This window comes from Pseudomonas sp. HN8-3 (assembly GCF_020790195.1).
GTDB classification, from domain to species: Bacteria; Pseudomonadota; Gammaproteobacteria; order Pseudomonadales; family Pseudomonadaceae; genus Aquipseudomonas; species Aquipseudomonas synxantha_A.
The window spans coordinates 2,506,017-2,519,600 of the sequence record NZ_CP086206.1 but is presented as its reverse complement, the minus strand read 5'-3'; the positions used below and the strand labels follow the sequence as shown (position 1 = coordinate 2,519,600).

12 protein-coding genes are annotated in these 13,584 nt (G+C 62.6%); 4 read left to right on the top strand and 8 right to left on the bottom strand.

The genetic code is table 11. The annotated features are described in order from the left end of the window. The 5 genes from LJX92_RS11125 to LJX92_RS11105 all read right to left on the bottom strand — a co-directional run bounded on the left by LJX92_RS11125 (nucleotide 1) and on the right by LJX92_RS11105 (nucleotide 5,160). Nucleotides 1–882 carry a LysR family transcriptional regulator gene (locus LJX92_RS11125; protein ID WP_005787668.1) on the bottom strand — a complete coding sequence of 294 codons (882 nt, stop codon included), beginning with the start codon at nucleotides 880–882 and terminating at the stop codon, nucleotides 1–3. A gap of 180 nt (nucleotides 883–1,062) precedes the next feature. Next, nucleotides 1,063–1,680 (bottom strand): isochorismate family cysteine hydrolase YcaC, encoded by a 618-nt coding sequence (ycaC, locus tag LJX92_RS11120; protein ID WP_032876257.1) that lies wholly within the window; start codon nucleotides 1,678–1,680, stop codon nucleotides 1,063–1,065. Between the two features lie 24 nt (nucleotides 1,681–1,704). Continuing rightward, a complete protein-coding gene (locus LJX92_RS11115; RefSeq protein ID WP_032876260.1) occupies nucleotides 1,705–3,543 on the bottom strand; it encodes an amidohydrolase in 1,839 nt (612 codons plus the stop codon). Next, a complete protein-coding gene (locus tag LJX92_RS11110; protein ID WP_032876263.1) occupies nucleotides 3,540–4,130 on the bottom strand; it encodes an antibiotic biosynthesis monooxygenase in 591 nt (196 codons plus the stop codon). The genes LJX92_RS11115 and LJX92_RS11110 overlap by 4 nt, the downstream gene beginning before the upstream one ends. A gap of 124 nt (nucleotides 4,131–4,254) precedes the next feature. Next, on the bottom strand, nucleotides 4,255–5,160 hold the full coding sequence (locus tag LJX92_RS11105) for a LysR family transcriptional regulator (protein WP_228309762.1): 906 nt from the start codon (nucleotides 5,158–5,160) through the stop codon (nucleotides 4,255–4,257). Between the two features lie 203 nt (nucleotides 5,161–5,363). On the opposite strand from LJX92_RS11105, the gene LJX92_RS11100 reads away from it, so the two are divergent. Further along, a complete protein-coding gene (locus LJX92_RS11100; RefSeq protein WP_103734404.1) occupies nucleotides 5,364–5,762 on the top strand; it encodes a helix-turn-helix domain-containing protein in 399 nt (132 codons plus the stop codon). A gap of 58 nt (nucleotides 5,763–5,820) precedes the next feature. Continuing rightward, complete coding sequence (locus LJX92_RS11095) at nucleotides 5,821–8,592, top strand: ATP-binding protein (RefSeq protein ID WP_228309761.1); 2,772 nt, start codon at nucleotides 5,821–5,823, stop codon at nucleotides 8,590–8,592. Here the strand turns inward: LJX92_RS11095 and LJX92_RS11090 are convergent. Together LJX92_RS11090 and LJX92_RS11085 are read right to left on the bottom strand one after the other, a co-directional pair. Next, nucleotides 8,539–10,044: a winged helix-turn-helix domain-containing protein gene (locus LJX92_RS11090; RefSeq protein WP_228309760.1), complete on the bottom strand. Its 1,506-nt coding sequence runs from the start codon at nucleotides 10,042–10,044 to the stop codon at nucleotides 8,539–8,541. The two genes, LJX92_RS11095 and LJX92_RS11090, sit on opposite strands and share 54 nt — an antisense overlap. A gap of 95 nt (nucleotides 10,045–10,139) precedes the next feature. Beyond that, entirely contained in the window at nucleotides 10,140–11,090 is a 951-nt protein-coding gene (locus LJX92_RS11085) for a GlxA family transcriptional regulator (protein WP_228309759.1), read from the bottom strand. A gap of 181 nt (nucleotides 11,091–11,271) precedes the next feature. Between LJX92_RS11085 and LJX92_RS11080 the strand changes: the two genes are divergently transcribed. Together LJX92_RS11080 and LJX92_RS11075 are read left to right on the top strand one after the other, a co-directional pair. Continuing rightward, complete coding sequence (locus LJX92_RS11080) at nucleotides 11,272–11,994, top strand: pirin family protein (RefSeq protein WP_005787654.1); 723 nt, start codon at nucleotides 11,272–11,274, stop codon at nucleotides 11,992–11,994. A 145-nt stretch (nucleotides 11,995–12,139) separates the two neighbouring features. After that, nucleotides 12,140–12,487, top strand: coding sequence for a hypothetical protein (locus LJX92_RS11075; RefSeq protein WP_228309758.1), 348 nt, complete (start codon nucleotides 12,140–12,142; stop codon nucleotides 12,485–12,487). A gap of 128 nt (nucleotides 12,488–12,615) precedes the next feature. On the opposite strand, the gene LJX92_RS11070 is transcribed toward LJX92_RS11075, so the two are convergent. After that, nucleotides 12,616–13,575: a GlxA family transcriptional regulator gene (locus LJX92_RS11070; RefSeq protein WP_032876281.1), complete on the bottom strand. Its 960-nt coding sequence runs from the start codon at nucleotides 13,573–13,575 to the stop codon at nucleotides 12,616–12,618. Nucleotides 13,576–13,584 lie beyond the last annotated feature (9 nt).

The window sequence follows — 13,584 nt, the reverse complement described above, 5'->3', positions numbered from 1 at the left end:
TCAGCAGCCGCCAGCCAGGCGTTCACGCAGGAACTCGACCAACGCCTGTACCGGCCGTGAACTCTGCCGGTGCTGGGGGTACACCGCCGACAACGTCAGGGCTTCGGGCGCGAACTCGTCCAATACGCTGACCAGGCGACCGTCCTTCAATGCCTCGCCGACTATGAACGTCGGCAGGTAGGTAACCCCCAACCCGGCAATGGCGGTGTCACGCAGCAAATCGCCGTTGTTGACCCGCATGCGCCCGCTCACATTCAGCGCTTGCAGCTTGCCCTTGAAACGCCATTGCACCTGGCGGCCGTGACCGTAAGGCAGGCAGTCGTGGTCGGCAAGGTCGTCAGGTTTTTGCGGCGTGCCGCGCAAAGCCAGGTAATCGGGGCTGGCGCAATACACCCTCGGGATGCTGGCGATACGGCGGGCGATCAAGGTGGAGTCTTCCAGGGTGCCGATCCGCAGCACCAAGTCGTAGCCTTCGCCGATCAGGTCTACCGGGCGGTCGCTGAGATCAACCTCCACCGACACGTCGGGATAGCGCTGCAGGAACAGCGGCAGCAGGCAACCCAAGTGCGCCATGGCAAACGAAAGCGGCGCACTGAGGCGAATCGTGCCGCGCGGTTCGCTGTTCTGCCCGGCAATACCCTGCTCCACCTGCTCGACATCACTGAGCAGGCGCAAGGCGGATTCGTAGTAACTCTGGCCCAGTGGCGTGACATCCAGGCGCCGCGTGGAGCGATTGAGCAGGCGCACGCCCAGGCGTTCTTCCAGCTGGATCAGGCGGCGGCTGACAAATTGCTTGGACAGGCCCAGTTGCTCGGCGGCGGCGGTGAAACTGCCGGACTCCATGACCTGACAGAACAGGCGCATGTCTTCGAAGGGGTTCATTGTCGCTACTCGGTGGACGATGGGCTGTTTTATAGCGGGTTAAGAGGCACACCACAAACCTGATGTGGGAGGGGGCTTGCTCCCGATAGCGGTGGGTCAGTCAATTAATCCATATCTGACTCACCGCTATCGGGAGCAAGCCCCCTCCCACAGGGATTACCTACAAGTTTCGAGAACCGGTTATTTGGTAGTAAACGCCGAGTAGCTGTTCATCAGGTTGCGGTAGTTGGGGATGCGCGGCGACAGCAGGTTGGCCAGGCCTTCCATGTCGTTGCGCCAGTCCACTTGCAGCTCGCAGGCCACCGAGAACCAGTTCACCAGTTGCGCACCCGCGGCGGTCATACGTGCCCAGGCAGCTTGTTGCACGGTCTCGTTGAAGGTGCCGGAGGCGTCAGTGACCACAAACACCTCGAAGCCTTCGGCCAGGGCGCACAGGGTCGGGAAGGCAACGCACACATCCGTCACCACACCAGCAATGATGATCTGCTTACGGCCGGTGGCCTTGACGGCCTTGACGAACTCTTCATTGTCCCAGGCGTTGATCTGGCCAGGGCGAGCGATGTACGGCGCGTCCGGGAACAGTGCCTTGAGTTCCGGAACCAGTGGGCCGTTGGGGCCGCTTTCAAAGCTGGTGGTCAGGATGGTCGGCAGGTTGAAGAACTTGGCTACGTCGGCCAGGGCCAACACGTTGTTCTTGAACTCGTTGGGGGAAAAATCCTGCACCAGGGAGATCAGACCGGTTTGGTGATCGACCAGCAGGACAACGGCGTCATCTTTGTTCAAGCGCTTGTAAGTCATGGGGTAACTCCTTGGGTTTCTGGATTAAAAGGCAAAGCATGAGCAGCCGAACGCGCCCCAGAAACCCTGGAAGTCGCTGACCGGCACGCTGGAAAGACGGGCTTTTTCATGGCTGTGGGCGTGTACGCCGCACGGGCCGCTGCACTGATGTACCTGCGCCTGCATCGGCGAAGTCGGGCGCCAGTGCCCTGGCACCTTGGCCACCGGCGACCAGTCCGGCAGCACCGGCACGCGCGGCGGGGCGTAATCTTCGAAGTCGCCAGCGCCGTAGACGACCTTGCCGCCGACCACGGTGAGTACCGACTCGATCCACTTGATGGCTTCTTCATCGACACTGAAGAAGTCCGCCGACAACGCGGCCACGTCCGCCAACTGGCCGACCTTGATCTGGCCTTTCTTGCCCTGCTCGGACGAGAACCAGGCGCTGCCGTGGGTAAACAATTCCAGCGCGGTAAGGCGCGGCAAGCCCTCGGCGTGCAGCTCCAGACCGCCGACCGTGCGGCCGCTGACCATCCAGTACAACGAGGTCCAGGGGTTATAGCTGGAGACCCGCGTGGCATCGGTGCCCGCCCCTACCGGCACGCCTTCGGCCAACATGCGTTTGATCGGTGGCGTGGCTTCGGCGGCCTTGGCGCCATAGCGCTCGACAAAGTACTCACCCTGGAACGCCATGCGATCCTGGATCGCAATACCACCGCCGAGGGCGCGCACCCGTTCGATGTTTTTCGGGGTGATGGTTTCGGCATGGTCGAAGAACCACGGCAGGCCATTGAACGGAATGTCACGGTTGACCTTCTCGAACACGTCGAGCATACGCGAGATGGATTCGTCGTAAGTGGCGTGCAGGCGGAACGGCCAGCGCTGTTCCACCAGGTGGCGCACCACCGGTTCCAACTCCTGTTCCATGGTCAGCGGCAGGTCCGGACGTGGTTCGAGGAAGTCTTCGAAGTCCGCAGCGGAGAACACCAGCATCTCCCCGGCACCGTTGTGGCGCAGGTAGTCGTCACCCTGATGCAGGGTCACGCTGCCGGTCCAGTTCTTGAAGTCGCTGAGTTCTTCCTTGGGCTTTTGGGTGAACAGGTTATAAGCGATGCGCACCGTCAACTGCTGGTCCTTGGCCAGTTGCTCGATCACCGCGTAATCGTCCGGGTAGTTCTGGAAACCACCGCCGGCATCGATAGCGCTGGTCAGGCCCAGGCGATTGAGTTCGCGCATGAATTGGCGGGTGGAGTTAACCTGATATTCCAGCGGCAGTTTTGGGCCTTTGGCCAAGGTCGAATACAAAATCATCGCGTTGGGCCGCGCCACCAGCATCCCGGTGGGGTTGCCGTTGCTGTCACGTACGATCTCGCCGCCCGGTGGGTTCGGCGTGTCCTTGGTGTAGCCGGCCACGCGCAGCGCCGCACGGTTGAGCAAGGCGCGGTCGTACAGGTGCAGCACGAACACCGGCGTATCCGGCGCGGCCTGGTTGAGTTCTTCCAGGGTGGGCATGCGTTTTTCGGCGAACTGGAATTCGTTCCAGCCGCCGACCACGCGCACCCATTGCGGCGTGGGGGTACGGTCGGCCTGGTCCTTGAGCATGCGCAAGGCATCGGCCAGGGACGGCACACCCTCCCAGCGCAGTTCGAGGTTGTAGTTCAGCCCGCCACGGATCAGGTGCAGGTGCGAGTCGTTGAGGCCGGGGATGACGGTGCGGCCCTTGAGGTCGATCACCTGGGTGCCGTTGCCGCGCAGGGCCATGGCCTCGCCGTCAGTGCCGACAGCGACGAAGCGCCCGTCGCGAATGGCGACGGCGCTGGCGCGTGGGTTTTCCCGGTCCACGGTGTGGAACTGGCCATTGAACAGAATCAGATCGGCGTTCATAGGGTTTCCTTTACAGAGGCTTCAAGCCAGGGAGCGAACAAGCGGGTGGCTGCCGGCATCAGCAGGTACACCACCAACAGCACGATGGTGAGGGTGACCAAAAAGGTCGAGACCACGTAGTTGGACAAAAACGGATGCAGCCGCAGGATCGGCCCCCAGATAAAGGGCAGCAGCAAGGTTTGCGGCAGGATCACAAGCAGGCTGACCACCGCCTGCTTCCAGCGCGGCGGCTTAGCGGCGCCGTCGGCCTGAGGGGCGAACCAGAACTCATTGGCGCCGCCGATTTCAGTCTGATCGCCGTCAGCCAGCATCGGCGCGGCTTCGTCGATCAGGGCCTGGCGTTGTGGGGAGTCGAGCCACAGTTCCAGGGCATCGGTGGAGCTATAGCGCAATACGCAGGTGAACAGGGCCGTGCCGTTTTGCTGGCTGCGCACCACGTCGACGCCCAGGTGGCCGGGGCGTTCGCCAGCGATACGCACGATGCGGCGTAGCCAGGCTTCGTACTCTGTTTCACGGCCGGGCTTGACCCGGTGCTTGACGACCAGCGTGACGACTTCGTCAGAGCTGGTTTTAGGTGTTGGGTCCATGATTGGGTGACTCCCCCGCAGGATTGAGCGATGGGAGGAGTTTGCCGGGCCGGGGGTACTGGGAATTGGATGTATGTGCTGTCTGGGTTTCTGTGGGAGGAGATCACCGACAGTCACTTGGCAGTCAGCTCGCCGCCATATGCTCGGCAATCCGCCCGCGTAGCCAGCGCTCCGCCGGGTCATTGTCATGCACCCCGCTCCAGACCATCGACAGCTCCGCCGCATCAATCGCAAACGGCGGATCCTCGGCCCGCAAGCGGGTGCCTTCGGTCAACGCGCACGCTGCGTAGTCCGGCACGGTCGCGATGATCTGTGTACCCGCCAGCAACGCGCGCAACCCGCTGAACTGCGGCACCGCCAGCACCACCCGCCGCGAGCGACCGATGCGCGCCAGGTCCAAATCGATATTGCCGCTCAAGTCCCCTGAAAACGACACCATTGCATGGGGCCTGGCGCAGTAGTCATCCAGACTCAGCGGCGCCTCACCGTCATCCCCGCGCAACACCTTGCAGGGAATATCCCGCAGTTTCTTGCGCTTGGCATTGGCCGGCAGTTCGGTGGTGTAGCTCACCCCGACCGAAATCTCGCCGCTGGCCAGCAGCGATGACATCAACAGGTAATTGGCCCGGCGCACCACCACGATGATGCCCGGGGCCTCCTCGCGCAATTGGCTGAGCAACGCGGGAAACAGCCCGAACTCGGCGTCATCGGACAGGCCAATGCGAAACACCGCACAACTGGTGGAAGGGTCGAAATCCTTGGCGCGGCTGACGGCGCCGGAGATGGTGTCCATGGCCGGTTGCAGCTCCTTGAGTATTGCCATCGCACGTGGCGTGGGCTCCATGCCGCGACCGTTGCGCAGCAACAACGGGTCGTCGAACAAATCGCGCAGACGGCCCAGCGCCGCGCTGACCGCCGGTTGGCCCATGAAGAGCTTCTCGGCGACCCGGGTCAGGTTTTTTTCGAACATCAGGGCCTCGAAAATCACCAGCAGGTTCATATCGACGCGACGCAGGTCGTTGCGGTTCATGGCGGTATCCAGACAATTTGCAGAGGGCAAGCAAAGCATGCCCCGCACGCCTGCGATTGCATAGCCGTGCTGTCTTTTATGCGACGGCACCTGGCGAAATTAACAACGATTAACTCGTCAGCCAGGCGGCCCGGCAACAAGATAAGCCGCGTCTACACTGCATCCATTCACGGGAACGCTCCCATCGACTGCGGATATTTGTCATGGCCCGACTTGAGCAATATGCCCCTCGTTTGTCCGCCACCGGTGGCCTGTGCCCCCGGCGCGAGCGCATCGCCAAGCAATTGATCCTCGCCAATCTCGGCGAAAGCCTGGCCATCGCCGACCTGGCCCAGGCCTGCGCCTTGTCGCGCAGCCATTTCTCCCGCGCCTTCAAATGCACCACCGGGGTGTCGCCCCAGGAATGGATTCGCCAGCAGCGGATTCTGCGGGCCAAGGAATTGATCACCGGTTCGTCCTTGAGCCTCACGCAAATCAGCCTGGAATGCGGATTCTGCGACCAGGCGCACTTCTGCCATATGTTCACGCGCAGCGAAGGTGTGAACCCGATGACCTGGCGAAATCACCACTCGCGTCCCAAACCTGACGTGATCGCCGCCTAGTGGTCGTGACGCAGCTGGAATATGCTGGCCCAACCCCTACTCCATAACCTGGGCAACCATGACAGACCTGAGCGACCAGGCCGTGCACTTCGGCCCCTACTGCATCCACCCGCGCCAGCGCCTGGTGCTGGAGGCTGGTCGCCCGTTGCGCCTGGGGCGGCGGGCGGTGGATATCCTGCTGATCCTGCTGGAGCAAGCCGGCAATGTGGTGAGCAAGCAGGAGCTGATCGCGCGGGTCTGGCCCACAAGCGTGGTGGAAGACGGCAACCTGCGGGTACACATGGCGGCGTTGCGCAAGGCGCTGGGTGACGGCCAGGCCGGGCAGCGCTATATCGTCACAGTCGCCCAGCGCGGCTACAGCTTTGTTGCGCCACTGAGCATCGAACCGATGACGCTACCCACTGACGGCGCCCCCCAGCGCCCGCGCCATAACCTGCCGCTGCGACGCACGCGAATGATCGGCCGCCAGGCCCTGATCGACGCGCTGGTGCAGCAACTGCCGCAGCAACGCTTCATCACCCTGACCGGCGCCGGTGGCATCGGCAAGACCACCGTGGCCCTGCGTGTCGCCGAATTGCTGATCGGGCATTACCGCGATGGGATTCATCTGCTGGACCTGGCGCCGCTGAGCGCCGCATCGATGATCCTGCCCAATCTCGCCGCCCTGCTCGGCCTCACTCCCGGCGAAAATGCGCCACTGGTCAGCTTTGCCCGCAGCCTGCAGGCGCGCCAGATGCTGCTGGTGATCGATAATTGCGAACACCTGCTCGACGACATTGCCCTGATCAGCGAAACCCTGTTGCGCCATGCGCCGCACCTGCACATTCTCAGCACCAGCCGCGAAGCCCTGCGCGCCGAGGGTGAACATGTACAACGCCTCGAACCGCTGGCCTGCCCGCCCGCCACCGGCAACCGTGCCCAGGCCCTGGGTTACCCGGCCATGCAGTTGCTGATCGAGCGGGCGATGTCTCATCAGGACAGCTTTGCCCTCAGCGAAGCCGAACTGCCGTTGGCAATCGATATTTGTCAGCGCCTGGACGGCATTCCCCTGGCGATCGAACTGGTCGCCGCGCAGATCGAACGCTTTGGCTTGCAGGGGCTGCTGGTGCAGATGGAGGACAACTTCCGTCTGCTGACCCGCGGGCGACGCAGTGCCCTGCCCCGCCAGCAAACCCTGCGAGCTACGCTCGACTGGAGTTTTGACCTGCTCACCGAATGCGAAAAAATCTGCCTGCGCCGGCTCGCGGTGTTTCGCGGTGGTTTCAGCCTGGTCAGCGCGGCGGCGGTGATCGCCGGGGAAAACATTGCCCCGGCCCAGGTGCTGGGCTCCATCACGCAACTGGTGGCCAAGTCGCTGTTGAACGTGGAAGCCAGCGATGACGAGATGGTTTATCGCCTGCTGGATATTACCCGCACCTATGCCCTGGAAAAGCTCAGCCAGGCCGGCGAGCTGCACGCCACTCGCGAACGCCACGCCGCCAGGTGCCTGGCGCTGATGGAACAGGCGCAAGGCGACTGGGAACTGATCGCCACGCAGCCCTGGCTCGACCGTTACGCACCGCTGCGCGAGGACGTGCGCGCCGCACTCGACTGGGGCTTTACCGAGGAAAACGAGCACCTGTTGGCCATTCGCCTGACGGTCAGTGCGATGCCGCTGTGGCAGGAGCTGTCGTTACTGCGCGAGCATGGCGGTTATGTGCACAAGGCGCTGGCGCTGATTGATCAGGTCAAGACCCCTTGCACCCAATTGACCCTGCAATTGCAGTTGGCTTTGGGCAGTCTTTCGTACCATGCCTTGGGCCCCGCGCCCCAGACCGTCGCAGCCTTCGTGGGGGCCGCACGCCTGGCCGAAATGAATCAGGACCTGGCCGGCCAGTTGCGTGCGGTCTCAGGCCATATGGCCGTGAACCTGTGTGCCGGACGCTATGCCGAGGCGCTGGAGCAAAGCGTACAGTTCGAGCGCCTCGACCCGCGCACCGAACCGCTGCTGGACCTCAGCGTCCAACGCTTGCGCGCGCTGGGCCAGCACTACATGGGCAATCAGCCGCTTGCTCGTCACCATGCCGAGCAGGTGCTGCAGCGCATGACCCACAGTGGCCACGTGAACCGCTTCGCCCATGGCGTGGGCGTGCAGTACGACCAAAACGTCGCGTCCCTGACCATCTTGGCGAGAATTCTGTGGCTACAAGGCTTTCCCGAGCGCGCCTGGCGCACCGCCAGCCAGGCGCTGGAGCTGGCGCTGCAGATCAATCACGGCACATCGATTTGCTACACCCTGGCGTTGGCCAGCGTGGTAATCGCCCGCTACAACGGCGCCGAAGACGACGCACACGCGTTGCAAACGCTGCTGCTGGAGCAATCCCACAAGCATTCAGTGCAACTGTTCCAGACCTGGGCCGGGCATTACGCCGGCATCCTGGATGACAACCATTTGCAGGGTCTGGGACTGATCGAGGATACCTTGATCACACTCGGCTCCCGTGAAGCCGACGCGGCCGCCATCGAAAGGGCACGCAGTGGCGCTGCCGGCTGGTGCGCCGCGGAAATCCTGCGGGTGCGTGCCGAACAGTTGGCGCGTCAAGGTGATATGCGCGTCGCTGAAGCCCTCTTGCTCCAGGCCCTTGGCCTGGCGCGCCAGCAAGGCGCGCTCGCCTGGGAGCTGCGATGTGCGCACTCCCTGGCGCAACTGTGGCAACAGCAAGGGCGCAGCCTGGCTGCCAGGAACCTGCTGAGCCCGATCCACGCGCAATTTACCGAAGGCTTCGCCACCCAGGACTTAATGCGCGTGCGCGGCCTGCTCGACCAGTTGCAAGACAAACGGCCGGCCTGAACACACATCCAGGCAGTCTCCATAACCTTGCTGCAACCGCTGCACCTGGTCCGGATCACGCAATTGTGCCAAAGCATAGCTGCGCACGCAGTTGAGCAACCGGTAGCGCCGCGGGCCAAGCCCAGGCTCGATGACCAGCAGCGAGGTATTGACCAGACGCGCCAACAGATAGGACAGGTCGGCGTGCTCAAGCTCGGTACCGCGTACCATCTCACTCAACGTGGGCAAGCTCACCGCCATCTTGAACAAGGCCAACTGCAAGAACAGCCAGCACTGCGGCAGGCTCAGACGCTCGTAGCTCCAATCCAGGGCCGCGGTCATTGAGCGATGGTGCTCTACCGCTGTGCGGCGACCGCGCGTCAGCCCCAGCAGGCCGCTGCGCAACTGCTGCTGCACTGCGCCGATGCCCAGCGCATCGACCTGGGCGGCCGCCAGTTCGAGGGCCAATGGGATACCGTCCAGGCGTCGACAAATATCGCGCAACGGCGCCAGGTCCTGCGGCCGCAATACAAAATCCTGCTGGCTGGCGCGGGCGCGGGCGACAAACAGCTGCACTGCGGCACACGCCATGGCCTGCTCGACACTGCGGCACGCCGACGGTGAAGGCAGTGCCAGCGCAGGTACACGCAACACCCACTCGCCGGGCGCCAGCAAGGGTTCGCGGCTGCTGATCAGGATACTCACCTCGGGCGCTCTTTCGCGCAGTGTGCGCACCAGCTTTCGACAGGCGCCGAGCAACAGGTCGGCACCGTCGAGCACCAGTAGCAGTTGGCGCGAGGCCAACTGGAGAGACACCTCATCGAGGCTGTCAGTGGGCTTGAACTGCATGACCGTGGCAACGCTGGCAAGCAGTTCGCCAAGGGTTTGCATCTGGGTCAGGTCGAGCCACCACACCCCGTCGCGATAGCGCGACAACACGCGTTCGGCCAGGACCAGGGCCAGCGTACTTTTGCCGACGCCGGCCACACCGGTGAGGGTCAGCAAGCGTTGCCCGGACAAGCGCCGCGCCAGCAGGCTCACCAGCTCTTCGCGACCGAACACCGGGCTGAGCCGGGCAGCCAGGTTATGCGCGGCCGGCAGCGTCGGCACAGTGGCTTGCACGGGGCCAATGAAGCAATAACCACGCTGGGGGTGATTGAGGATCAGGCGTCGTCCGTCCAGCGCCCGGCGCAACGCGGCAATATGCACGCGCAGGTTATTGTCTTCGACGACGCTGTTGGGCCAGACCCGTTCGATCAAGGTGGCCTTGCTGATGAACTGCCCCGGCGCTTCCAGCAGTACCGTAAGAATATCCAACGCACGCCCGCCCAACGGCACCGGCCAGCCAGACTTGCTGACCAGGCGCTGTTGCCGATGAAAGGTGTAGGGGCCGAAGCTCAGCGTCGCAGAATCTTGCATGTCCGTAACTGCGCTGAAACACCCGTGCTTGAGTGCCTGCGCATCCTTTTCCATGGGCTCGGCCCTATCTTGCCAGCTAGCGATGACAGGACAATGCTGGCACGGGGAGCGATACGGACAATCGAGTGCCTCAGACGGACATTGTGTCGTTAACTGAACTGTTGTCGGTATTGGGTCGGGTTCAGGCCCAGTTTTTCACTGAACAGAAAGCGCATATGCCGCACGCTGCCAAAGCCTGCGTGGAACGCCACGGTCTTGAGCGGCAGGTCGGTGGTTTCCAGCAGTTGCCGGGCACGGTCGATGCGCGCGCCCTGCAAGAACGCCATGGGCGTCATCTGCACGTCCTTGGCGAACAGTCGCGCAAAATGGCGTGCACTCATGCCGGCCAGTTCGGCCATGGACTCGATGGTAAACGGCTGATCAAGATGCGCCAGCACGTGGTTCTGCACGCGGGTGATCGCGGTTTCCTGCGGCGCTACCGCAGCCGTCATGGGGCTGAACTGGGCCTGGCCACCCTGGCGCTTCATCACCACCAGCAAGACTTTGGCCACATCCACCGCCACTTGCTTGCCATGGTCCTGGGCAACCACCGACAGGGCCAGGTCGATACCCGCAGTGACGCCGCCGGAGGTAATCAGGCGCCCGTCCTGCAAGTAAATGCGATCGGTCTCGACGATGGCGCCGGGAAAGGCCTTGATCAAGCGCTCTGTGTAGTGCCAGTGGGTCGTCACGCGGCGCGCGTCAAGCAGGCCTGCATGGCCGAGCACAAAGGCCCCGGTGCAGATCGAGCCGAAACGCCGGGCACGCGGCGCGGCGGCCTTCAGCCAAGGCAGCAACGCGGGATGGCATTCGTTATAGGCACCTGGGCCACCCGGCACCAGCAGCAGGTCATAAGCCGCCTGAGCCTGTTCCAACAGTAGATCGGTCTGGACCACCACACCATTGGATGCCCGCAACGGACCAGGCTCCGTGCCAATGGTCAGGATCTGGTAGTGATCGGCCGCCGGCAGGTAGCGGTTGGCAATCGAAAACACTTCAAGCGGCCCGGCCATGTCGAGCAGCAGGAAGTCCGGGAACAGCGCCATGGCCACGGTTTTCATAAGCGGGAAATGTCCATCGAGAAGGAGTGCGGCGGGCATTATGGCACGACTTTTACTGTCAACCTGAAGTTGACAGTAATTCTATTTCCACCTTCTTAATCAATCTTTTGTTAACCATTAACCTTCTTCTCAACGCAAGCGCCCTGCATCTCGCAGCCTGCGCTCACTTGAGGACTGGACCATGCTGACCCTTCGCAAAGCTTCCGAACGCGGCGCCGCCAATCACGGTTGGTTGAAGTCGTTCCACACCTTCTCTTTCGCCAACTACTGGAACCCTAAGGAGCAGGGGTTTTCCGACCTGCTGGTGATCAATGATGACCGTGTCGCCGCGGGTAAAGGCTTCGGCCAGCACCCCCACCGCGACATGGAGATCTTCTCCTATGTGCTTGAAGGCGCACTGGAGCACAAGGACACCCTGGGCACTGGTTCGGTGATTCGCCCCGGCGATGTGCAACTGATGAGCGCCGGCAGCGGCGTGGCCCACAGCGAGTTCAACCACAGCCAGCGCCTTGGTGTGCATTTCCTGCAAATCTGGATCGTGCCCAACGAAGCCGGCGCCAAGCCACGCTATCAGCAGGAGCACTTCAGTGAAGCGCAAAAACGTGGGCGCTTGCAGTTGATCATCTCGCCGGACGGCGCCAACGGTTCGCTGAAAGTGCGTCAGGACGCGCGGGTGTATGCCGGGCTGTTCGACGCTGACGAAAGTACCCGCCTGGAGCTGGCACCGGATCGCTACGCCTACGTCCATGTGGCACGCGGCAGCGTTGAACTCAATGGTCAGCGCTTGCAGGAAGGCGACGGTGTGCGAGTGCGGGACGAGCGCCAGATCCGCCTGAGCCATGGCGAGGACGCCGAAGTGCTGGTGTTTGACCTGCGCCCCAACGAACTGCCGCAGATGCCATGACGGTCACGGTGATGGCCCCGTAAGCGGGACCATCGCTGGCATCGATAGTCACCATCAGCGCAATGAAGTTCTCTTAAAACATGCAGCGCGTAACATCAAACCCATGCCAAACGGCACCCAACTAAAGCACTCGGAGCACACCATCATGAAACGCCAAATCCTGCTTAGCCTCGCTTTCTCGGTACTCGCTGCAAACGCTTTTGCCCACCCGGTAGTCGCTGAAGGCGGTGCCGACCGGCTGATAGAAACCCGTGTTGCCGAAGGCGGCGCGGATCGCTTGCAGGAACGCGGTCTGGCCGAAGGCGGTGCTGACCGCTTGCAGGAACGTGGTCTGGCCGAAGGTGGTGCTGACCGCTTGCAGGAACGTGGTCTGGCCGAAGGTGGTGCTGACCGCTTGCAGGAACGTGGCTTGGCCGAAGGTGGTGCCGAGCGCTTGCAGGAACGTGGCCTGGCCGAAGGTGGTGCCGAGCGTCTGCTGAGCTCCCACGTATAACCCCGCGCTGTTTGCGGGAGCCCCCAAACCGGCCTGATCAGCCGGTTTTTTTTCGTCTGCGATTTGCTCGGCTGCCAGGTCGCCTCCGGGGGAAGTCGAATCGTCGCACCGCCCCTTCCACATTTGAGTCAGCCCTGGACGACCAGGAATTTCTTGCGATACGCCGCCGGCAACATACCCACCCGCTGCTGAAACAGGCGCCGAAACGAATTGCTGTCTTCATAGCCAACGGCATAGGTAATGCTGTCGAGCGTCATGCGCGTTGACTCAAGCATCTGCTTGGCCCGTTCCAGACGCAGGGTTTGCAGGTAGCCGATTGGCGTATGACCGGTGGCGTCCTTGAAGCGGCGCTTGAAATTACGCACGCCAAAGCCGAAGCGCCGGGCCACCTCGTCGATCACCAATGACTCGGTAAAGTGCTGCTCCAACCAGTGCTGTACGCGCAGAATCTCGCTATCCCCGTGGCTTTTGGGCAATGACCACATGGCATACACCGACTGTTCGGTGCGCCCGGTATCGATCAGCAAATATTTGCCGCAGGTATAAGCCAGTTCCGCAGAGCCGAAGCGGCGGATCAGGTGCAGCATCAAATCCATCGCCGCCGTGGCGCCACCGCAGGTAATCAAGCGGTTCTCTTCGCAGAGGATCTGCCCCTCATCCAGACAGACCTGGGCATAGCGACGACGGAAGAACTCGGTAAACGCCCAATGGGTGGTGGCGCGCAAGCCCTGCAACAGGCCCGTCTCGGCCAAGAGAAACGCGGCCGTGCACATCGAGGCCAGCACTGCGCCACGACCGTGCTGCTCACGCAACCAAGGGCCGTAAGCGGCAAACGTCGGCAAGACTTCCTTGAGGGTAAACAGAAAGCCTGGGATCAATACCAGGTCGGTCCGGGCCACCTGCGCCACGCTGCAATCCACCTCCAGGCGCTGGCCGCCCCATGTCATCACCGCCTGCCCATCGAGGGAAGCCAGCACCACCTCAAAGCACGGGCTATCCGCAAACAGGTTGGCCGCACTGAGTACTTCCATGGCGAGGGTGGCATTGGCAGCGGAACATCGGTCAGCCAGAAGCAAGGTAATGTGCATTTAAAAACC